The following is a 23957-nucleotide window of genomic DNA, read 5'->3' on the forward strand; positions in this document are numbered from 1 at the left end:
TCAATAATAATGGCAAAGTTGACCGCCAAGCTTTACCTCTACCTCATAGCCTTGGTCTAGAGTCTGAAGTTGCTTATGTTGTCCCCAAAACTGAGCTAGAACAAAATATTGCTGCTATTTGGCAACAGGTTCTTAATTTAGAAAAAGTAGGCATTCACGATAACTTCTTTGAACTTGGTGGACATTCCCTGCTTATGGTTCAGGTTCATACCCAATTGAGGCAAGTCTCACAAACAGAGTTAACAATACTCGATATGTTCAGATATCCAACCATTAATTCGTTGGCAGAGTACTTAAATTCCTCTTCCAATCCACCATCATTTGTTGAGGAAACTAACATTCAAACTGAGAAACTCAAAGAAGGTAAAGCTCGACTGAAAAAGCGCCTGCAACAAATAAAGTCAAATAATTATTAAGAGGATTATAGATAATGGATAGGTCGAGTAATGTTAATCATCAAACAGGTTTAGAAATTGCAATTATCGGAATTTCTGGACGTTTCCCCGGAGCAAAAAACGCTGATGAGTTCTGGCAAAATCTGCAAAATAGTGTAGAATCAATTGCTTTTTATAGTGATGAAGAGTTACTGAGTTCAGGAATAAACTCAGCCCAATTAAGTGATCCAAATTATATCAAAGCTGGGGCAATCTTAGAAGATGTCGAATTTTTTGACGCTGCCTTTTTTGGCTTTACTCCTAGAGAAGCAGAAATTACCGATCCACAACATCGCATTTTCTTAGAGTCTGCTTGGGAAGCTTTAGAAAATGCTGGTTATGATTCTGAAACTTATGAAGGTTCCATTGGTGTTTATGCTGGTGCTAGCTTACCTTCTTATTTACTCAATCTTTACTCGAACCAAAACCTTATAGACTCAGTTGATGACGATCAAATTGCCATCGGCATTGACAAAGATTATTTAGCCACACGCGTCTCTTACAAACTTAATTTAGAAGGGCCGAGTTATACAATTCAAACTGCTTGTTCTACTTCATTGGTTGCTGTACATTTAGCCTGCCAGAGCTTACTGAGTGGTGAATGTGACATGGCTTTGGCTGGTGGTGTCTCAATTCAATCCCAAGGAAAAGCTGGTTATGTTTATGTAGAAGGGGGAATTTCGTCTCCCGATGGTCATTGCCGCGCCTTTGATGCCAAAGCGCAAGGAACTATTTCTGGTGATGGTGTAGGTATTGTGGTTTTGAAGCGATTAGAAGATGCTATCAACGATCGCGACACAATATATGCTGTCATTAAAGGTTCAGCTACGAATAATGATGGTTCGTTTAAATTAAGTTATACAGCACCTCGTATAGATAGCCAAGCCAAAGTAATTAGAGCAGCCCAATTAATAGCTGAAGTTGAACCGGAAACAATTACTTATGTTGAAACTCACGGTACTGGCACAGTTTTGGGCGACCCCATTGAAATCGCAGCACTAACACAAGCATTTCGTGCTGGTAGCCAAAAGAAAGGCTTCTGTGCTATTGGTTCAGTGAAAACTAACATCGGGCATTTAGATACAGCAGCCGGTGTAGCAGGCTTAATTAAAACTGCTTTGGCATTTAAAAACGAGTTATTGCCGCCTAGTTTGCACTTTGAAGAACCTAATTCCAAGATTGATTTTGCTAACAGTCCCTTTTATGTCAATTCAACATTGTCTGAATGGAAAAGCCAGGGGACTCCTCGCCGCGCTGGGGTAAGTTCTTTTGGGGTCGGGGGTACAAATGTCCACGTTGTTTTGGAAGAAGCCCCTACTGTCATACCTTCTGAAGCATCTAAACCTTGGCAGATAGTGACAATTTCGGCTAAAACCAAATCTGCGCTTGAGGCTGCAACTACAAATTTAGTTGTGTACTTAAAGCAGCATCCAGAAGTTAATCTTGCTGATGTTGCTTATACTCTTAATAAAGGTCGCAGGGCTTTTAATTACCGACGAGTATTAGTCTGTAAGGATATTGAAGATATTGTTAATACACTGAGTTCTCTAGAACCACAAAGAGTTTTGACATCTCAAGAGGTAAAAGAGCGATCGCTCGTGTTTATGTTCCCCGGACAGGGAGCGCAATACGTCAATATGACCCTGGAACTTTACCAGACGGAACCGACTTTTCGCCAGCAGGTTGACCTTTGCGTTGAAATCCTCAAACCCCATCTGGGATTAGACCTGAAATCGATCCTATACCCTAGTGAAGAACAAGCACAAGAGGCGGCGGATCAACTCCAACAGACTGCTATTACCCAACCTGCCCTTTTTGTGATTGAGTATGCCTTGGCTAAATTGTGGATGTCATGGGGTATTCATCCGGCGGCAATGATTGGTCACAGTATTGGTGAATATGTTGCTGGATGCCTAGCAGGTGTGTTCTCTTTGGAAGATGCTTTGTCTTTAGTAGCTGCACGAGGAAAACTCATGCAACTACTATCACCAGGATCGATGCTTGCCGTCCCGTTGCCAGAAAATGAGGTGCAACCCTTGCTGAATAAGCACCTCTCATTAGCGGCAATTAACGGAGCATCTCTTTGTGTGGTTTCTGGTTTGACGGATGCTGTGGAAGTATTACAAAACCAGCTAGCAAATCAAGGTGTGGAGTGTCGCCGTCTACATACTTCCCATGCTTTTCATTCTCAGATGGTTGAGCCTATTTTAAAGCCTTTCACTGAACAGGTGAAAAAGATTAGTCTGAAGGCTCCACAAATTCCTTATCTGTCTAATGTAACTGGCACTTGGATTACAGCAGTAGAGGCAACAGATCCTAGTTATTGGTCGAAGCATCTGCGCCAAACAGTGCAATTTGCTCAAGGTTTACAAGAATTACTCAAAGAACCAAATCAAGTCTTGTTAGAGGTTGGGCCTGGTAGAGTGTTGAGTACATTAGCTTTGCGGCATCCAGACAAAACAGAGGAACAAGTTGTAGTTTCTTCAGTCCGTCACCCGCAAGATGACCAGTCGGATGTTGCTTTTTTGCTGACAAATCTGGCTAAACTTTGGTTGAGTGGGGTACAAGTAAATTGGTCAGATTTTTACACCCATGAGCAGCGTTATCGCCTTCCTTTACCAACCTATCCTTTTGAGCGTCAACGTTACTGGATTGAGCTACAAAAACCAAAAACTGCCGACTTACAGCTAGAACAAAGATTAACATCTGCTCAGTTGTGGCAAACTTTTGTCCAAGCAGGCCAGTTACAAGCTAGTAGCAACATCTCTGCACTAGATCGATCGAGTTATTTGGCAAACAAACAATGGTTAGATCGTTTATGCATTGGCTACATTCATCTGGCTTTGCATAATTTAGGAGTTTTGCGTCATCCAGAAGAAAAATATTCCCTGGAGACACTGTTTGAAAAATATAAAATTATTCCTCGCTATCAACAGTTGCTATATCGATGGCTAAATATTTTGGTAGAGCAAGGACAGTTACAGCAAGAAAAAGGGCTATTTTATAACTTAGTACCTTTAACTAAAAAATCTTTAGATTCTCTTTTAGAAGAAGTCAAAGTTAGGCGGGTAGACGCACCTCAAATGCTTAAAAGTATCCAGATTTGTGGTGAACATCTGGCAGAAGTACTCATTGGTGAGAAAGAACCTCTGGAATTATATTTAGCTACAGAAGACGATTTATACACCAATGGTAAGGAACCAGAAGAAGAAAGTTTACCATTAGAATCGCCTTTAAATAGCCATATCAAAGCAATCTTGCGCTCAAGTGTGGAAGCAGTAGTAAAGTCATTACCACCAGATGTGAATTTAAGAATTCTGGAAATTGGGGGTGGAATTGGAATTGCTACAGCAGAATTATTGCCGATATTACCACCGCAGCAAACTAATTACACCTTCACCGATGTAGGTGGTTTGTTTCTCAAACAAGCTCAACAGAGGTTTAGTGACTATCCATTTGTAGAATATCGTTTTCTAGATATCGAAAAATTGCCAATAGATCAGGGCTACAGTCTGCACAGCTTCGATCTAGTGCTGGCTGTAAATGTGCTGCACGTAACGCGGAACATGGCAGAAACACTTGAGCATGTTCGCTCTCTGCTAGCACCTGGAGGATTTTTATTACTGTGGGAAATAACTCAACCTCAATTAGAGTTCGATATTGGTGACGGTTTGCTAATGAATCCCTTGGAGGATGAAGAACGCAGTAAAGGTAATCCCTTTTTGTCAAAGGAGCAATGGCAGAAAGTATTACATGAACATGGATTTGTTGAGGTTGTGGCTTTTTCAGAAACTGAAGCTTTCGGAGAACAGGTTTTAGTGGCCCAGGCTTCCACTTTCATAACTGATGAGGCTCCTAAAGCGTTTACCGTATTAGCAAAGCAGAAAAATATTGACCATCGGCACTCAGGTTTATTGTCTGAAGAGAGGGAAATGGCTGACTGGTTTTATATTCCATCGTGGAAGCGCTCAATACAACCTCAGTCAACTGTTGAATTAGGATGCTGTTTAGTTTTTGTGGATGAATGTGGTTTCGGTGAAAAAATAGTTCAACGCCTCAGATTTGAAAACCACAATGTAGTTAGTGTTAAAATTGGAGATAAATTTCACAAAGAAAACGAATTTTATGAATGTATATATACAATTAATCCCAGATATCCAGAGGATTATCATGCTTTACTAAAAGACCTCTGTATACTGGGCAAAGCTCCAAAAACAATTGTCCATTTATGGAGTGTAACTTCACCGTCAACAGTTGAAGATAGCGAAAAATATCAAGCTTTTGGCTTTTACAGCTTACTATTTTTGACACAAGCGATCGCACAACAGAATATCACAAATTCTGTAACAATTGAAATTGTGTCAAATAATCTGCAAGATGTAACAGGTACGGAGATTTTATATCCAGAAAAAGCCCTGATTATGGGGCCTTGTCAGGTAGTTCCCCAAGAGTATCCACACATAGTTTGTCAGAGTATTGATATTATTCTGCCTCATGCCGAAAGTTGGGAAGAGAACAGACTTGTAGACCAATTACTAAGGGAATTTAATAGTAGCAAATCTGACAGTGTTATTGCTTATCGCGGACATCATCGCTGGGTACAAACTTTTGAACCAGTTCAGCTGCAAGGAGTTGGAGAAGGAATACCCCAATTAAGACAAGAAGGCGTTTATCTAATTACAGATGTATTAGAAGACTTTGGTTTAGCAGTTGCAGAATATCTTGCCCACGCTGTACAGGCAAAACTTATACTACTAACGTGTGCAGCTTTTCCCCAGCAAGACGAGTGGGAAAAATGGCTATCTACTAATCAACAGCAGGATGATGTTAGCTATAAAATAAGAAAATTACAAGCGATCGCAGCGCTAGGGGTAGAAATTATGATCCTTAGCCCCGATTTGAGTAACTCCCAACAACTAGCAGCAGCAATTAAAAAAGCTAATCATCAATTTGGTCAAATTCATGGCGTGATTCATACCGCAACGGTTTCACGAGAAGGTATAATTCAAGTAAAAACAAAAGAAGCCGCTGCAAATGCAATGGCATCGAAAGTCATCGGTACACGATTACTTGAGTCTCTCTTCCAAGAAGCTAAACTAGATTTTTTCATACTTTGTTCATCACTCGTTTCTTTTGACAGTACTCTAGGAATGTTAGAAGCTACCGCCAGCAATGCTTTCTTAGATGCATTTGCTCGCTACAGTAATTCTAGAAATGCCGGCTCAATTAAATCTATAAATTGGGATAGATGGCATAGTTTAGATTTATTACAAAATGCAGAAAGACAAGGAAAAAGCCTGACATTTACAGAAGGAGTGGAGGCTTTCAAACGCATTTTGGCAACTAGTAATTTACCTCAAATAGCCGTATCAAAACAAGATTTTTTGACTTTGATACAGCAAAAGCATTGTGTCCAACCCGCAGCAGCATTAGTTAAAGAAACTTGGTTACAATCAAATCACCTTCGTCCCCATCTAGAAAACACTTATGTTGCTAGTCGTAACGAGGTAGAACGCTCTTTAACTGAAATTTGGCAAGAACTTTTAGGTATTAAAAAGATAGGTATTTACGATAACTTTTTTGAATTGGGAGGTGATTCTTTATTTGCTACTCAACTTGTTTCTCGGATTTGTAAGAAATTTGAGGTAGAATTACCTTATAAACTCTTTTTTAATGCCCCGACTATAGCAGAATTAGCTGAAGCAATTTTAGCAAGACTAACTGATTTAACAGAAGAAGAAAACTTAGCTCAAATTTTAGCAGATATCGAAAATTTGTCGGAAGACGAAGCGCAAGTAATACTCACCTCTCAAGATTAAATAATAATTGCACCTGGGGTTTCAAATGAGTGAACTTTCCCAACGCATCGCTAGGCTTTCTCCAGAGAAACTGAAGATTTTGGCACAAAGGCTGAACAAGGAAAAAGGAGATGTTTTATCGCCAACAAAAATCAAACCTCAAAGTCGAGATTCTAACTTTTTTCCTTTATCCTTTGCCCAGCAGCGCCTATGGTTTCTCGACCAATTAGAACCTGGTAACACTGCTTATAACCTTTCCCAGACTATACGCTTAGTAGGTAAACTCAATGTCATAGCGTTCGAGCAAAGCTTAAATGAAATTGTCCGTCGCCATGAAGTATTACGGACTACATTTATAACGCTCGATGGTCAACCGCAACAGGCGATCGCTTCCTTTTTGCACTTGCACCTGCCGATAGTAGACTTGGGTGGATTGCCAGAAAAGTCACGAGAGCAAGAAGTGCAGCGTCTAGCCACAGCCGAGACGATGCAGCCTTTTTCACTGGCGCAAGGGCCATTGCTCCGAGTCACACTACTTAAATTAGGTGTAGAAGAACACGTACTGTTGGTGACAATGCATCATATTATCTCCGATGGTTGGTCTATTGGAGTTTTGATTCAAGAATTGGCTACTATCTACACAGCCTATGATCGCGGAAAAATTTCCCCACTGCCAGAATTACCCATCCAGTACGTTGACTTTACCTTGTGGCAGCAACAATGGTTGCAAAAGGAAGTACTGGCAGATCAACTTCATTATTGGCAAAAACAACTAACAGATGCACCAGTACTACAACTGCCCACCGACCGACCGCGTTCGGCGTTACGCAGTTCTCGTGGTGCTACCCAATCGCTGGTGCTGCCGCAGAGTCTGAGTGAGGCACTTAAGGTCTTTAGCCTCCGCTCAGAAGTAACTTTGTTCATGACCTTGTTAGCAGCATTTCAAACTTTACTCTACCGCTACACCGGTCAACAGGATATCTGCGTTGGCTCACCCATTGCCAATCGCAATCGCAGCGAAACTGAGCAGTTGATTGGATTTTTCGTCAATACTTTGGTGCTACGGACTGATCTCGGCGGCAATCCCCAATTCTCAGAGTTACTGCAAAGAGTGCGAGAAGTAACTTTGGGTGCTTATGCTCATCAAGACCTTCCTTTTGAGCAATTAGTGGAAGTTTTACAGCCTCAACGCGACCTAAGTTATCAACCCTTATTCCAAGTGATGTTTGTGCTGCAAAATTCTCCAGAGTCGGATCTGGAACTGCCAGGACTGAGCATCAATACCTTGGAAATTGAGGGTGATACGGCACTATTCGATTTGACGCTATCAATAGAGGATAGCGAACAAGGATTAGTCGGGGCTTTAGAATACAACACCGATTTGTTTGATGCCAGCACGATTAGCCGAATGTTGAGTCATTTTCAAACATTGCTAGAAGCGATCGCTCTAAACCCTCAACAAAAGCTTTCTGATTTACCACTCTTGTCTACACCCGAACGCCAGCAGTTGCTGAGAACTTGGAATCAGAACCAAGTGCTTTACCCACAAAATCGGTGCATTCATCACCTATTTGAAGCTCAGGTAGAGCTAACCCCAGATGCGGTAGCAGTGGTTTTTGAATCACACTATCTTACCTATCAAGAGCTAAACCAGCGCAGCAATTGTTTGGCTCATCATCTCAAAGGTTTAGGGGTAGGGCCAGAGGTGTTAGTCGGCCTGTGCATCGAGCGCTCTATAGAAATGGTAGTGGCAATTCTCGCCATTCTCAAAGCAGGCGGTGCATATCTCCCTTTAGACCCAGTGTATCCTCAAGAGCGATTGGTATTCATGTTAACTGATACACAAGCACCAGTGTTGTTAACCCAGAAGCATTTGCTCGCCAAATTTGACCATGATTCTCATGTAGTCTGTATAGATACAGATTGGCAAAAAATTTCTCAAAACCAGCAAGAGAATCCGAACGCTGGGGTTCAAAGCGAAAACCTAGCTTATGTGATTTACACATCTGGCTCCACAGGAAGACCCAAAGGAGTAACAATCGAACACCGCAATGCGGTTTTATTGTTAGATTGGGCACAAGATGTCTTTACAAAAGAGCAACTTAGGGGTGTCTTGGCCTCTACCTCCATTTGCTTTGATCTGTCAATTTTTGAGTTATTTGTTCCTCTTAGTTGCGGTGGTAAAGCGATCCTGGCTGAAAATGCATTACATTTACCCACCTTAGCTAGCCAAGAAGAAGTTACTTTAATTAATACGGTTCCTTCTGCGCTGATTGAATTATTAAGAATTAATGGCTTACCTGAGAATGTGAGCGTGGTCAATTTAGCAGGTGAACCTCTGCAAAATTCTCTTGTACAGCAGATATATCAAAGGGAAACAATTCAACAAGTTTTCAATCTCTACGGCCCTTCAGAAGACACAACATACTCAACCTTTGCTTTAGTCAAAAAAGGAGCCAATCAGTTACCTTCCATTGGTTATGCGATCGCAAATAAACAAACTTATGTTTTAGATAATTATCTGCAACCAGTACCTATCGGCATTCCTGGGGAACTATATTTAGGCGGTGCTGGTTTGGCCCGTGGCTATCTCAACCATCCCCAATTGACTGCGGAAAAATTTATCCCCAATCCTTTTAGTCAAGAACAAGGGACACGTTTATACAAAACTGGCGATCTAGTCCGCTACCTGAGTGATGGACAGATTGAATACCTTGGTCGTCTAGATCATCAGGTAAAAATACGCGGTTTCAGAATTGAAATTGGAGAGGTTGAGGCGGCATTGAGGCAATACCCTGATATCCAGCAGGCAGTGGTTATGGCTCGTGAAGATATAGCTGGTAACAAGCGCTTAGTAGCTTATATTACCCTTAATCATGGGTCTGTGGCAACTGGGGAATTATTGCATTTTCTCAAAGCAAAATTACCTGAGTATATGCTACCCTCGTTTATAGTGTCCTTGGAGAGTTTACCACTAAACCCTAATGGTAAAGTAGACCGCCATCGCCTTCCAGCACCTGATACAGACAAAATAGAGCGGCAAAGCTTCACTCCACCCCGTGACAATTTAGAATTACAACTGGCACACATCTGGGAAAATATCTTAGATGTCCGACCAATTGGCATAGCTGATAACTTCTTTAATCTCGGTGGTCACTCTCTTTTGGTAGTGCGCCTGATGGCTCAGATTCACCAGCAGCTAGGACAGAAGGTACCCTTAGCTCAATTATTTCAGGCTCCTACTATTGAGCAATTAGCTAATACACTCCGTCAACCAACAGAACGCCTCCCCTGGTCTCCTGTGGTAGCAATTCAGCCTAATGGCTCAAAAAAACCATTCTTTTGTATACCTGGAGGTGGTGGATATACTTTCTATTTGTACCACTTAGCACGTTACTTGGGTTCAGATCAACCTTTTTATGGATTGCAAGCGCGGGGTTTGGACGGAGAACAAGAACCTCACACCACAATCGAAGCGATCGCAGCTTATAACCTAGAAGCCCTGCGAACAATTCAACCCCAAGGTCCATACTTACTAGGAGGTCATTCCTTTGGCGGTCTTGTTGCTTTTGAGATGGCCTTGCAGTTACAAAAGCAGGGGGAAGAGGTAGCCTTACTAGCTCTGATGGATACTTTAGCACCGATTCCTGGCAACAAGTTTATCGAGATTGAGCAGGATGACACTGGATATCTAGTTGAGCTTGCAAGCATTATAGAAAGTTTTTTGAACAAGCAACTGTCAGTATCCTACGATGCTCTCCAGTCGCTCTCCCTAGATGAGCAATTAAATTATGTCCTAGAACAGTTGAAAACAGTCAACTTCTTTGCTGCGGATGCAACTCCAGAGCAACTTCGCGGTCTTCTAAAAGTTTTCAAGGCTCAAGCTTCCGGTTTGTATTTACCACAGGAGGTCTATCCAAATAAAATTAATCTCTTCCGAACTAATTGGGAATTAAATAGTGATCCCACAGTCGGCTGGGATCAACTTTCTCGCCAACCAATACAAACTTACACCGTTGCCGGCGAGCATGTGACGATGATGGCTGAACCCCATGTGCAAGTTCTCGCAAAGCAGTTGAAAATTTGCCTCGATCGAGTACAACTCAGTCTCTGATGAAAATTTAACCTCCACGTCTATTTTCAAGGTAGATGAAGATAATCAAATAACTCACACTTTCGAGTAGACTTCTACCAGGTACAACCAGATGACTGAAGAGAAACAAATAACCTACATATCCAAAAATAGACGAATGCAGGTCTTTTTTGCGATCTGGTTTGGACAATTAATGTCTCTGATTGGCTCCAGCCTCACTGGTTTTGCACTAGGTGTGTGGGTTTACCAGCGCACAGGGTCAGTTACCCAGTTAGCACTCATTTCTGTATCCACAGTTTTACCAAAGATCCTGATTTCCCCTTTTGCAGGTGCTTTCGTGGATCGGTGGAACCGCCGTCAAGCAATGCTATTTGGTGACACGGGAGCTGGATTGGTGACTCTGGCGATCGCTATTTTATTCTTCGTGGGGAAACTAGAAATCTGGCAGATTTATCTAGGTACAGCTGTCAGTTCTATCTGTAGTTCTTTTCAGTGGCCAGCTTATCTTGCTGCTACCACACAGTTAGTACCTAAACAACACCTTAGCCGAGCTAGTGGTCTAATCCATCTGAGTGAATCAATTGCTCAACTAACTTCACCAATTCTAGCGGGGGTTTTGGTAACAACTATTCAGATTCAAGGGGTATTTCTGCTTGACTTTATTACCTTCTTATTTGCTCTCATAACGCTGCTGTTTGTTAAGTTTCCCGAACATAGGACTAAAGCCGACAATCAAGAAAAAAGTTCCTTACTAAGGGAGATTCTTCAAGGTTGGACATACATTAAAACTCGTCCGGGTCTGTTGGGATTAACGCTCCTTGTAGCTGCTACTAATTCCCTTGGGGGCATAGTAGAAGTATTAGCGACTCCATTAATATTGTCTTTTGCCTCACCAGCTGCACTCGGTACTGTACTGTCTATTGGTGGTAGTGGCATGTTAGTTGGCAGCTTGCTCATGAGTACTTGGGGAGGCTCACAGCACCTCATGAGGAATGTATTTTGCTTTTTGCTGCTAAGTGGTTTATCTATTCTATCTGTCGGACTAAAGGCTGATACTTCGCTGGTTGCCCTAAGTGCTTTTCTTTTCTTCCTGAGCCTACCAATCACTAATACTTCCATAGATGTCATATTTCAGAAAAAAGTTGTCCCTGATATCCAAGGAAGAGTCTTTGCCTTAATGGGAATGATTACTGAGTCATGCATTCCTGTGTCTTATCTATTAGCAGGCCCCCTAGCCGACCGAGTTTTTGAACCTCTGTTAGCCCCTAATGGAGCCTTAGCTGGAAACGTTGGACAATTGATTGGTATAGGAAAAGGACGTGGAATTGCTTTGATGTTCATAATCATCGGAGCGCTAACGATGGCGATCGCAATTATTGCTTATCAGTATCCTCGTTTACGGCTGGTAGAAAAAGAGTTACCCGATGCAATCGCCGATCCTGCTACAAAAAATCATCATGAATCATTTAGTGAATAATTTCTGAGGGCAATCTCAAAAGTTGACTCCTAACTTTATCAATAAGGAAATAGCATCATGAAAATCGCCCCGGCTCCTTTAGAGAATTGGTTACGCGACTACTACTTTACTAATGAAATTGATATTAGTGGTAGCGGTGTAGAGGATTTTTCAATGGTCGAACTTCGTCAACTAATTGGACTCAAACAGGAAGAGTTCGATCAACTAATTTTCCACGACAGTCCTTCTTTGGGAAGTCTAGGATTGCGGAAAGCGATCGCTCAACGCTGGGGAAAGGGAGACATCTCAAGAGTCATGGCAACCAACGGTTCTAGTGAAGCCATATTCTTAGTGATGAATGCACTATTAAAACCTGGTGACGAAGTAATAGTTTTAGACCCTGGTTATCATTCTCTGGTTCACATTGCTGAATCTATTGGTTGTCAACTCAAACGCTGGCGATTAAGGTTCGAGCAGCAATTTGCTCCAGATTTTGAGGAATTAAAAAGTTTAATTACTCAAAATACACGCATGATAATTGTGAATTTTCCTCACAATCCCACTGGAGTTTCAGTAAGCGTAGAACAGCAAACAGAATTGATTAAGTTGGCGGCTGGAGTAGGAGCTTATCTGGCATGGGACGAAGCATTTCTCGAATTGACATACGATAATCCTTCTCTTCCAGAAGTTAGTTTGTTGTACGACAAAGCCATCTCATTTGGAACTTTATCCAAAGCTTATGGTTTACCAGGATTAAGGGTCGGTTGGTGTTTTGCTCCACCTGATGTATTAGAAGATTGTATTCATCTGCGTGACTATATTAGTCTGGCTCTTTCACCATTAGTTGAACTAGTTGCTCAACGTGCGATTGAAAATGCAGATTGTCTTCTCAATATTCGTCAAAAACAAGCTTACACTAATCGAGAAATTTTGGCTGAGTGGGTTGAAACAAATCGGGATTTTGTGGAGTGGGTAAAACCACAAGGCGGAGTAACTGCTTTTCTACGCTTCCGAGGCATTTCAGATATTGAAGATTTTTGCCATCATTTAATCAATCCTCACGGAGTTTTACTTTTACCTGGTACTTGTTTTCATCATCCACATCATGTGCGCTTAGGATTTGGTGGTTCTACAGCCAAATTAAAAGTGGGTCTTTCACGTTTGTCTCAGATGTTAAGTGTTTATCATTCAAACACACAATTAATACACATATAAAGGAGTAAAACCATGTCTAGACTTGTATTATCTCATCAAGAAATCAGTGATATTCAATCATTACTGAAAGAGATTACCTCGCATTACAATTCTGTAGAAGATCATGATTTCATCAAAGACTCATGTCTATATGCTCAGGAACTACCTTGGCGAATTCGTGAGTTCATCAATGATTTTAGATTAATAGAAAACAATCTAGGTACATGCATAATTTCAGGTTATCCTATCGATGATTCTAAAATTGGCTTAACACCTAGTCATTGGAAGTGGAAAGCCGATGCTTTACACACACTGGAAGAGCAAATTTTGCTTGTTTTATACGGTTCTTTGTTAGGAGAAGTTTTTGGTTGGTCTACTCAACAAGATGGATATATTGTTCATGACATTTTTCCTATCCAAAGCCATGAAAATGAACAATTAGGATCTGGAAGTTCACAAACTTTATGGTGGCACAACGAAGATGCTTTTCATCCTTACCGAGCTGACTACGTTATCTTTTTATGCTTGCGTAATCCCGATCAAATTGCGACAACTATAGGAAATTTAAATGTAGAACAACTAAAACAAGAACAAATTCAGGCGTTGTTTGAACCCAACTTTTATATCCGCCCAGATGAATCACATTTGGAAAAGAATGAATCAGAAATCAGAAAGAAATCACGAGAAAATGATGGCTCTAATTTGATCACTTTATCCTATGAAAAAATCAACAAAATGAATTCTTGTGCCGGAGATAAAATCTCAGTTTTATTTGGTTCTCCTGAATCGCCTTATTTACGTCTTGATCCATATTTTATGGATCAGCTAAATAATAACAAAGAAGCACAAAACGCCTTTGATGCTTTAGTTAGGGCCATAGATGGGAACATTGAACCTATTACTTTAAAACCTGGAGATTATTGTTTGATCGATAATTTCAGAGTTGTTCATGGGAGAAATCCATTTAAAGCCAACTATGATGGAAAAGACAGATGGTTGAAGCGAGTAAATATTACAAAAGACCTGAGAAAGTCAAGAGATTCTCGATCTACAAGCACATCAAGAATCATTTTGTAGATATCAAAATAGCTAGGCTATGTTGAGTATCTAGAAACTCATTCATTCCAGTATCATTACTTTGCAGTCAGCGGCTATAATCCTGATTTTATCTTTATCGAACTTTAGGACTACGATTTGTCCTCATCAAAGCTTTTATCTTGCTGGTAATAGCTGTTAGTTAATCAAATTACTTTCCATATGTTGAGGTTACTAAATCCTCTTTCATCTCCTTTTATAGGAGATGAAAGTAGGGTTCTTATGCCCGATTAATATCCTTAACAAATCATCTACTCAAATTCCACACTTAGGTAACATCATGGCAACAGTAGGAAAATACTGCAAAGCTTACTTAGTTCAAGAATTATGTCAGTTCCTTAATTGGGATAAACAAGTTGATTATCTAAAAAAAGAAAGCCAATATATGGATGGTAAAGAAGTTCAATACGAGCGAAAGCTTACTGATGAAGATGTAGTTTATTTGCAAGAAAACTATGTTGTTACAGATGGAATTTTTTTAGAGGATCATATTGTTTATAATAATATTACCCCTGAATGGCAAGCTTTTTGTAAAACCGTGCTGCAATTTGATGTTTCAACTGATGAACCAGTAAAAGTTAGTATTTCTGCAATTTGAGATAGTAACATTACTAAAAAATTGATTTATTAACAGACAGTAAATAACGAAGAGATGAATAATAGATGTCTCATTTGCAAGGAAATGAAGTACATCCCAACCCTCCCTGATATCTTGAGGTAGATGCGGTATTTTTGTATCTCACAAGTATCTGCTATGAGAAGCTAAACTTTTGGAGTTATGTAATAAATAACAGGAGATAACAATGAATAGAGATGACAGAGAAGATACCAACATTTATAAAGTGGTTATTAACCATGAAGAGCAGTATTCAATCTGGCCAGCAGATATGCAGAATGCTTTTGGTTGGAAAGATGTTGGTATAAGAGGGTTAAAAAAGGAGTGCTTAACTTACATTCAAGAAGCCTGGACTGATATGAGACCACTTAGCCTGAGAAAAAAAATGCAGGCTGAAACAAATATGTAAGCATTATCTTAAAGTTTTCGCCAATATTCAGATGTCTTATTATTTTAGGCTTACTTATATATTGGTGAAAACAAGTTTTTAACGGGATTTTTCACTTGTAATTTTCACAATTGATAAACACGAAATTAAAACCAGATTTTAATTAACCAGAGAAATATATGACCACCACACATACCAATTTATCTCAGCAGTTTTGGAGTAAATTTGCATTAAACAATTGGGAAAAAGACAATTTAGCAATCAAACACTCTTTCATTTCTCCTCCTATAGCTTCAGATGAGTTGTTTAAAATAGTTGTTAATGATTTTAATACTGCTGATGATGTACATGATAGAACCAGATTTTATATTGGTGAAAAATTGCAAGAATTAGATAAATCAGATATAAGGTTGCCGCAAAAGCAAGATGCATCTTTTGCTAGTTATAACCAACGGATTTCTACTATGCTGAATGGGCAAGAATATGCATTAGTTATTGATGCTATCAAAGTTAATGATGTTCTTTGGGATTGGACTTATGACTTTCTCCAGAGCTTGTACAAATCATTAGGTTATATCAGCTATGGACATTTTTATTCTATATTTTATGGGAATTATCACGTTACTCCATTTGGCGTACACTTCCATTTTAATCCTGCTGAAAGTGCATTTTATTTTCCTATAACTGGTGGAAAATCTATGAGAACATGGACACCAGAATTTGTGAATAAACATCCAAAGCTGAAAGGAGCTAAAAATTATCAAGACTTTCTTGAAAGTTCTACTCTTCTTCAAGCTGAACCAGGAGGCATGATATATTGGCCTTCAGATAGATGGCACGTTGGTGATTCTAGAGGAGGAGATGTTTCAATAGTTCTTGCTATTAATACTTCCAGCGACTTGGTTATGCAATTATCACAGATGATTTGTGATGAAATCAAATATTTATATGGAGATTCTATTAAAGGATTTTTCTTCAAACGAATAACTCAAGCATTAGCACAATGGCATTCCCTTAATGAGGAAATGAAAATTTTAGGTGGAGATTCTTTCAAGGGTTATCCAGTTAGCCCATTAATTCGAGCCGGAATTGGCTTATTATCACTTATACTATCGATTGTTCCCAGTAGACAAATAACTACAAAATCTTTCTTTAATCCTGATGATTTGCAAGAAAGTGCGGAGAAAATTCCAGAATCTATTCAGTTAGCAGCTAAGAAGTTTAAATGGATTGTAGGTTCTATAATTATTGAACGAGCCAGTACAAAACTATGGTTAACTATGCTAACTTGTTATGGTTTTTGGCCGTTGTCAGCATCTCAAATGATCTCAGAAAAAAAGGGAGTTTTAACGAGTGAAAGTTCAATTCAAGTTTTTCCAAAACGTAAAATTTTATTTAGACAAGTAGATAAAAACAATACTCTTGTTTTTATTAATGGTATTGGAATTAATGTTACTTCACATCCAATATTTCCATTGATAATTAAAAAGATAAATTCTGTAGAAATCCAAAATGTAGCAGAGATATTACAGCTTTCTCGAACTGTAGTTGATGATAGTAATAATAATTGCCAGATTGCAGATGTAATAAAATTTTTGGAGGAATTATTACTTTATCGTGGTATTAAAATAGTTAAGTAGATAAATTGTAATAATTTGGGACTGCGATATAGTTACCACTTGTCAGCTAAACCATGATCCCGAATATTCGTAATCTCATTGCATCCGATATTGACCAGATTGAGCCGGTTTTGATGGCAGCTTACAGCGAACCAAATAGTTTCAAGTCTGAGCTGAGAAGATATTTAATTCTACAGCCAGATGGCTGGTTGGTTGCTGAAAGTGACAATACCCTCGTGGGAATGGTTGGAGCAGTGGACTATGGTGCATTTGCCTACATTGGAATGATGGCTGTTGACCCAGCCTTTCAACGTCAGGGTATTGGCAGAAGGTTAATAGGGCATTTACTAGGCTGGCTTGATGGGCGTGGTTGTCCTTTGATGCTGTTGGATGCAACTGAGATGGGGGCTAAACTTTACACCAAGCTTGGATTTATCGAGGATGAGCCAACACTGGTTTTCGAGCAACTTGATTACCCTAAAAGCTTGTGTTCTTACAAGTGTGTGAGCCAATTGTGTGCTGCGGAACTTTCGGAACTAACAATTTTTGATGCTCAAATATTTGGTGCTGAACGTCAGGCAGTTTTTGCCACCTTTTTAGCCGAGATTCCAAAACGTGCTTTCTTGGCTCGCAATGTAGCTGGTCAAATCACTGGCTATCTTTTTGCTCAAGCTTCTACTCTTGGCCCGTGGGCTGCTAGTACGCCGGAGGTTGCTGAGGCATTGTTAGCTACTGCATTAAATCTATCGTTCTCTGATAAACTTCAGGTGTTTGTGCCAGGTTTTAACAAAGCAGCAACTTCGTTGCTAATGCGTTATGGTTTCAGTAAAAAGCGTGTACAGCATCATTTGCGCCGTGGTGACAGCGCTTCTCCAGGTCAACGCTTTATGCTTTACGGTCTCGCCAGCCTCTCCATTGGGTAAGGAAGTTGAGCAAGAGTATTGAGTAACTGACCATCTTCCATCTGAAGAATACGATCAGCAATATCTAAAATGCGATTGTCATGAGTGACCAACAGAACAGAACAGCCTTCTTCTTTAGCTAGGCGTTGGATGATATCAACAACATCTCGGCCACTTTTACTGTCTAATGAAGATGTGGGTTCGTCTGCTAACAATAATTTAGGTTGAGCGACAAGGGCACGGGCGATCGCAACTCGTTGCTTTTGTCCCCCTGATAATTTCTCTGGATAATAATCTACTCGGTCTGCTAGTCCCACTGCTTCTAGTAAAGCGATCGCTCGTGGTCGATACTCGCATTTGGGTATTTCAGAGTGCAGTTTGAGCGACATTCGGACATTTCCATAGACAGTGAGGCATTTCAGCAGGTTATGGTGCTGAAAGATGAAGCCAATCTGTTTCCTAACTGTGGTAAGTTGTCTTTTACTAGCACCGTGGAGTTCTTGATTTAGTATTTTTAAACTACCTTCTTGCACGGAGCGTAATCCACCGATCAAGGTTAATAAAGTAGTCTTACCACTACCAGAGGGGCCCATTAAAATAACAATCTCTCCCGGATAAATATCAAAATTGATATTGGTCAGTATGGGTTTGAGTAAATTTCCTTGACCAAAAGCATAGTTAAGATTAAGGGCAGAAACTGTAGGTTGCATAGACTCCCCAATACTTTATTTACTAATCATTTATCCACAAATAAACTCCTTAAGAGGTTATTTTAAAATTACACGCCCATCAGATGGAGAGTGATTTTAGATTTCATTTAGCCCACTGACTTAAAATACATCGGCTGGATCGGCAGATAGTAGTTTACCGAAGGTAATTACCCCAGAAAGACTACACATAATTAGGGTAAAAAAGAATATTTTTACTACAACGCTCAATTGCATAGTCAATGGAATTCTTGTAAGTATAGCCAGTAATTGATAAATTCCTACAGAAGCAATCAGACTTGGTAAAAACCCAAGTACGGCTAGAATAATCGCCTCTTGAAGCACAACTTGTAATAAGGAGCGATCGCTATAACCCATAGCTTTAAGAGTGGCATATTCTGACAGGTGTTCGCTGACATCGACATATAAAACTTGATAAACAACGATCACCCCCACAACAAAACCCACAATTGTACCGAATGTCAGTATAATTCCCTCTGGTTTGGAAGCTTGATACTGACGTTCTTGTTGAATAAATTCCTCGTGAGTATAAACACTAATTTCTTTCGGCAGGCTATTTCGCAACCTTTTTTGTACAGTAGTGATAGTGGCTCCAGGTTGAACGCTAAGTACGCCAATTGTGACGTTATCAAGGCTATTTTGCCCATTTTGGGCATAATTCTGAGCATAACTTAAGTCACTAATGATCGCATTTCCTTGTAGATCCAGAGTACTCCCCATACTAAAGAGTCCTTTCACATAAGTACGACGATTGCCCATAATTGTTGCCACTTCTGGTTGCTGGGCAAGTAGTTCGGGGATAGCTCCTAGCGACGGTTGAGAGAGGCGATCAAACAATACTGTATCTGGTGAATTCAACTTTTGTATTTGTTGATTGACTTCTGGTATATTCAAAACTGGTTGAATAGGATTAAAGGCAATAATTCTTACTTGATTACCGAAGGAATTTCCTTCTGTTTCTGCTGTTTTATCGGTTTTGGCTAAAGAATGATGCTGTGATAGCTCCTGGGGATTTGCCCAATTAGTTGAACTGATATAGAGTGGTCTGGCAGAAGCAACACCTTCTACTGCATCTGCTTGAATCAAGTAAGCGCGAGGAAAAGATAACTGAAATTCTAAAGAGGGACTAAATGAGGAGATTAAGAGCAAATCCCCAGCGATGCTTTCATGTAGCCGGGTGGTTCCCTGTGATAAAGTAGCTTGAATTCCTAGCTGAGTAAACATTAAAATATTGGCAAAGCAAACACCGGTAGTAGCAACAGCAAGACGAATTTTCTGGTGAAATAACTGCGACCACGCCAGAGGAACCTCAATTGAGAAGTACTGTAACATTTAACTAACCCCTGAACTATTGCTATTCAACTCAGTGCCTATCTTCACCCTGACTCGCATTCCTGTAAACGTAGCAACTTTGCGGCTATCCTTGGGGTCAAGACGAACTTTTACTTCTACTACTCGGTTATTCACATCTGTTGTCGGTTTATTTTCATCTTGCTCAAGACGAGTTTTACCAATTTGCAGACCAATTTGACTTACCTTTCCTTGGATTTCACCTTGAAATCCTCCATATTCACTGACGATTATTGCTTTTTGTCCTAGTTTCACTTTGAAGATATCGGTTTCGTAAACTTCTGCAATTACATACATTTGACGAGTCTGTCCCAATTCTGCAATTCCTTGTTGAACGTTCACTTGTTCACCGACACGGGTGTTAATTTTTAAAATTTGACCTGCAACAGGTACTCGCACCTGCTTATCTTCTAATTCAGCCTTTTTCTGTTCTACCTGAATCAAGGCTTGATCTAGTTCTGCTTTGCCAATTTGCACATCAACAGGACGTACTTCTTGTAATTTCCTGAGATTGGATTCCTCTTTGGCAATTTGTGCTGGCAAAGTTGAGGTAGTATTCGCTAATGCAGCTTGATTTTGGTTGAGGGTTGCTAAAGCCTTTCTAAATTCGGTTCTTGCATCGTCAAAGTCAGAACGTGTAATGGCTCCGGCGTTAGCCAATGTTGTGTAGCGTTGATGCTTCAACTTAGCATTATCGAGTGAGGCACTCGCTTCTGCGATCGCAGCTTTTCTTTGCATAGTTTCAGTTCGTAGCCGAGCTTGCAACTCAGTAATAGTGTCACCCTGAGCAGCGATTTCTCCCACTTTGGCATCACCTTGCTGAATTTTGAGTAGTTGCGATCGCTTAATTCTCACATTAGCTTGTGCATCTTTGAGTTCCTGCTCTGCAAGGTTTTGTCCTTGAAGAATCGCTATCACCTGATTAGCTTTTACATAGTCTCCCTCCTGGACAAGGATTTGGTTTACACGACTGTCTTGAGCATTCACAACTGAAATTCTAATCACATCACCTTCTGGAATTAACTTTCCTAAAGCCGCCACCAGACTTGTATCACTAACAGCCTGAATGGGAGTTTCTCTAGAAATCTGATTATTTGCTTGAATAGAACTACAAGCAACACAAGAACTTAAAAGGCTAAAAACTATTAGGCGACGAATATTTAATTTAAAAACACTGGGCTGAGGAGAACAATGTTGTCGATTTATGTAATGAACGCTGACAAAGAGAAATTGTCTAGATAGAAAATTAGCTATAAAAAACATAGATGTGGTATTTTGCTACAAACCGAACTTAGCAGTAAGTCAGCTTATCTAATAGAAACTTCTGGCAAACTAGTATCTACTGGAATGAAACCAAGTTTCCCTTTTGTTTGTTTAATTAAAAACATAGTAACTACAAGCATTGGCATCACTAAATTTATTTCAGCAATTTGTTGATCGATAAAAGTTTCAGATAAAACTTTACCTCCCAATCTGATTGAATCATTTGACAAGCCGTGCATAACAATAGCTATTATAGTACACTGTCCAACCTTATTAAAAAAGTAAGTCATGATTATTGAAATCAAGATAAATTTGCAGGTAAGGATAAAAAACATAGACAAAAAATTTATGACTCCATAATCAAATGCTAAATTAATTTTGACTGGAATATGCCACATAGACCAGAAAAATCCTAATACTATTGATGCTTGCAGAGGTCGAAAGCGTTTTTGTAATAAAGGTAGAGCAAACCCTCGCCAACCATTCTCTTCAAATAAACCTCCAGCATCTAAAAACATAGCAATAAGTAAACCACTCCAAAAATTAATTGAGAAAAAGTTTATATCCCAGACAAAATCTTTTTCAGAAAGTAGCAACTTATTTAAGCCAGCAGAAGCCAGATTCATCAAGCTAAAAACTAATATACAAATTACCCAAATTTTCAATCCATACTGCCAGTTCATCTCTTGATGCCAAAAACGAAACCGATTTTTCAGTTCTAATAAACCTTTTTGTCCGTATGCAATACTAGCAACTATAAATACTGCAATGTCTGGTGCTGCTACTTGTAATATCGCAAGGAAAACTCCAAAAAATGCTCCTGGTTCTGCTGCTACTACCCGAAATGCAGTTACTAAATCAGTATTAAATTGAATACCAGTTTTTTGAAGTGCTTGATCTACTGCAACATCAGCACCTGTCAATAAAAAAACTGGAATAATTAGAATTACAATTAAGACTGAAATTACGTAGTACCATGCTAGTGGGTACTTTTTTACATTGACCGTAAATTGCCTTACCATAGTCATCCTCTCCTAATAGGAAAAATAAACTCCTGGGATTAACCCCCTTTTGTCACTCTCAGAAAACAATAATCTCAGCCAAATTATGAGACTTGGATTTAGTCTAGGTTTGAGGCTCTATTTTCTAACAGAAACTAAAATTTATAGACCAAAAGTAGAAATTAAAGCCCCGTAATCGTTTGAGCGATTGGATTCTCTCAAAGTGACAAAAGAGGGTTAAAAGGATATTTTAAAAGGGTCTTTTGCTCTCATAGTTAGCACCGTTAAGGACTTTAGTACATGACTAAAACTTTTATTTTTCGTTGTACTTAACCCAGTCCAAAACAGTAAAATTATACCGTCCGGGACTTTTAAAACATCTTTAAAATTAGAGTATCCGAGGAAGTAATCTTAAAACAATTGACTAGGGTAATGAATTTATATGACTCTTGTCATATTCAGGAGTTTAGTCTAAACTCCAGTGGGAATTAGTTATAGAATTGATGCAATTAATCCTAATAAGTAAAAGTGTTATCAACAAGGACAAAGAGCCATGAAGCTTATTTTATCTGTATCCTAGCTATTCTTGTCGCCCCGGCAGGATTACATCTCAAAACCGTTAGTCGAAGGGAATCCTACACTTTTTTGTCGCCATCAGAGAACTAAACAACCATCACGATAAATTTCACTCAGTATTATTTAAGTATTTACCTAATATACAAGTGCAGCGATCGCTTGAGCAAAATTCACAATCAATCTTCCTGGGAAGCTTCAGCTTGTTCCTTAGCCATAGCCTCAGCAATAACCTGCCGCAACCACTCGGAACGATTGGGCTTGTTTCGCACGTAGGCATCTAAATCTTCTGGGAGCATCACAGATATAGGTTTTGTATCACATTTAACACCTACTCCTTTTGATTTAAAGCGAGTAGCAATATCGTTTCTTGCCATAGTGATTATCCTTTCTCTCTACAGCTATAATAGCAAAACCCACATATATGTGGCAATATATTAGATATTTTTATCATTAAAAACGGCTGAAAACCTTTACTAGCCCACATATATGTGGGATAATAAAAGAGTAAGAGATAGGAACGGAGCGCCAAAAAGACTCCCGGTAACGGAACCGAACCGAAGCGTGAAATTTCAGATGTAGCGCCAAGTCCAAAACTCTTACATCAACAACAGAAAAAGCACCCCCGACGACCAATCTAAAGGTGCTTTTTCTGAGTTCTAATACTAGAAGGATTCTAACACATGAATTTGTTTTCTAACACTCTAATATTTCACTCAGAAGTAGATGCCCAATTAGTTGCTCAACAAGTCTACAACTGCCGCCTCGAAGGTAATATTTTAAACTGTCCTATTAAAGAACAACGGGCAGTAGATTTAGCAATTAGTTTAACTGGTGTTGCCTTACCAATAGTTGAAGGTGCAAGCTGTTTGCTCCCCTTCCCTAAACATGAGCGCGAATGTCAAGATGATGATGCACCACAGATTTATGTAGCTTGTTTATCTGCATACAACAATGGAAAATTACACGGAATGTGGATTGACTGTACACAAGATGCAGATGAAATTCAAGAAGATATTGAATGGATGTTATCTTGGTCGCCTTGCTGTAATTATGAAGCCTGTGAAGAGTGGGCAATCCATGATTTTCAAAACTGGCATGGTATTCACATTGATGAATACGAAAGCATAGAAAAATTAGCCGAACTTGCTCAAATATTATCAGAGCATGGTGCAGCCTACGCCGCTTATTATGAATATGACAGTAGTGAGGCTAGTGTAGAAGGTTTTCAAGAAAATTACTGGGGTGAATACGAAAGTGAAGAGGATTTTGTTTATGACCAACTCGAACAACAGGGATTGATTAAAAACTTAGAAGACATGGGTATTCCTAGCTTCTACCTTAATTTTGAAGCAATAGCCCGTGATTGGTTTATTGATTCATACTATTCAGTAGATGAAAGTTACAACAAAGTCTACGTTTTCAGCCGTCACTAATAAAATCAATG

At 39.5% G+C, this 23957-nt stretch carries 16 protein-coding genes and 2 pseudogenes; 13 read left to right on the forward strand and 5 right to left on the reverse strand.

Annotated features, from left to right (window positions below; translation table 11 throughout):
• The 12 genes and pseudogenes from VB732_RS29295 to VB732_RS29340 form a co-directional block, all read left to right on the forward strand.
• Positions 1-416 (forward strand): phosphopantetheine-binding protein (locus VB732_RS29295; RefSeq protein ID WP_323234381.1); only part of this gene is annotated, 416 nt, incomplete at its 5' end.
• A gap of 14 nt (positions 417-430) precedes the next feature.
• Positions 431-4267, forward strand: a pseudogene (locus VB732_RS29300) (beta-ketoacyl synthase N-terminal-like domain-containing protein); the annotation flags it as partial.
• Positions 4268-4381: 114 nt separating this feature from the next.
• A pseudogene (locus VB732_RS36035) lies at positions 4382-5677 on the forward strand (SDR family NAD(P)-dependent oxidoreductase); the annotation flags it as partial.
• A gap of 72 nt (positions 5678-5749) precedes the next feature.
• Entirely contained in the window at positions 5750-6253 is a 504-nt protein-coding gene (locus VB732_RS36040) for a phosphopantetheine-binding protein (protein WP_416235783.1), read from the forward strand.
• Between the two features lie 25 nt (positions 6254-6278).
• Positions 6279-10346 (forward strand): amino acid adenylation domain-containing protein, encoded by a 4068-nt coding sequence (locus VB732_RS29305; protein ID WP_323234383.1) that lies wholly within the window; start codon positions 6279-6281, stop codon positions 10344-10346.
• 91 nt (positions 10347-10437) lie between these two features.
• Positions 10438-11802, forward strand: coding sequence for an MFS transporter (locus tag VB732_RS29310; RefSeq protein ID WP_323234384.1), 1365 nt, complete (start codon positions 10438-10440; stop codon positions 11800-11802).
• A gap of 57 nt (positions 11803-11859) precedes the next feature.
• Positions 11860-12996, forward strand: coding sequence for a capreomycidine synthase (gene vioD, locus VB732_RS29315; protein WP_323234385.1), 1137 nt, complete (start codon positions 11860-11862; stop codon positions 12994-12996).
• A gap of 12 nt (positions 12997-13008) precedes the next feature.
• Entirely contained in the window at positions 13009-14052 is a 1044-nt protein-coding gene (gntD, locus tag VB732_RS29320; protein WP_323234386.1) for a guanitoxin biosynthesis L-enduracididine beta-hydroxylase GntD, read from the forward strand.
• A gap of 298 nt (positions 14053-14350) precedes the next feature.
• Positions 14351-14668 (forward strand): hypothetical protein, encoded by a 318-nt coding sequence (locus VB732_RS29325; RefSeq protein ID WP_323234387.1) that lies wholly within the window; start codon positions 14351-14353, stop codon positions 14666-14668.
• Between the two features lie 205 nt (positions 14669-14873).
• Positions 14874-15095: an MbtH family protein gene (locus VB732_RS29330; protein ID WP_323234388.1), complete on the forward strand. Its 222-nt coding sequence runs from the start codon at positions 14874-14876 to the stop codon at positions 15093-15095.
• 158 nt (positions 15096-15253) lie between these two features.
• The gene (locus tag VB732_RS29335; protein ID WP_323234389.1) at positions 15254-16714 is read left to right on the forward strand and encodes a hypothetical protein; all 1461 of its coding nucleotides are present in this window, start codon (positions 15254-15256) and stop codon (positions 16712-16714) included.
• Between the two features lie 53 nt (positions 16715-16767).
• Complete coding sequence (locus VB732_RS29340; RefSeq protein WP_323234390.1) at positions 16768-17616, forward strand: GNAT family N-acetyltransferase; 849 nt, start codon at positions 16768-16770, stop codon at positions 17614-17616.
• Here VB732_RS29340 and VB732_RS29345 read toward each other — a convergent pair.
• From VB732_RS29345 to VB732_RS29365, 5 genes are all read right to left on the reverse strand, one after another.
• Positions 17586-18305: a DevA family ABC transporter ATP-binding protein gene (locus VB732_RS29345; protein ID WP_323234391.1), complete on the reverse strand. Its 720-nt coding sequence runs from the start codon at positions 18303-18305 to the stop codon at positions 17586-17588. The two genes, VB732_RS29340 and VB732_RS29345, sit on opposite strands and share 31 nt — an antisense overlap.
• A 120-nt stretch (positions 18306-18425) precedes the next feature.
• The gene (gene devC / locus VB732_RS29350) at positions 18426-19655 is read right to left on the reverse strand and encodes an ABC transporter permease DevC (protein WP_323234392.1); all 1230 of its coding nucleotides are present in this window, start codon (positions 19653-19655) and stop codon (positions 18426-18428) included.
• Positions 19656-20936 carry an HlyD family efflux transporter periplasmic adaptor subunit gene (locus VB732_RS29355; protein WP_323234393.1) on the reverse strand — a complete coding sequence of 427 codons (1281 nt, stop codon included), beginning with the start codon at positions 20934-20936 and terminating at the stop codon, positions 19656-19658.
• Positions 20937-20980: 44 nt separating this feature from the next.
• Positions 20981-21958, reverse strand: coding sequence for a CPBP family intramembrane glutamic endopeptidase (locus VB732_RS29360; protein ID WP_323234394.1), 978 nt, complete (start codon positions 21956-21958; stop codon positions 20981-20983).
• Between the two features lie 731 nt (positions 21959-22689).
• Positions 22690-22887 (reverse strand): hypothetical protein, encoded by a 198-nt coding sequence (locus VB732_RS29365; RefSeq protein ID WP_323234395.1) that lies wholly within the window; start codon positions 22885-22887, stop codon positions 22690-22692.
• Between the two features lie 306 nt (positions 22888-23193).
• On the opposite strand from VB732_RS29365, the gene VB732_RS29370 reads away from it, so the two are divergent.
• Positions 23194-23946: an antirestriction protein ArdA gene (locus tag VB732_RS29370; protein WP_323234396.1), complete on the forward strand. Its 753-nt coding sequence runs from the start codon at positions 23194-23196 to the stop codon at positions 23944-23946.
• Positions 23947-23957: the final 11 nt, after the last annotated feature.

Source organism: Nostoc sp. UHCC 0252 (assembly GCF_034931145.1).
GTDB lineage: Bacteria > Cyanobacteriota > Cyanobacteriia > Cyanobacteriales > Nostocaceae > Nostoc.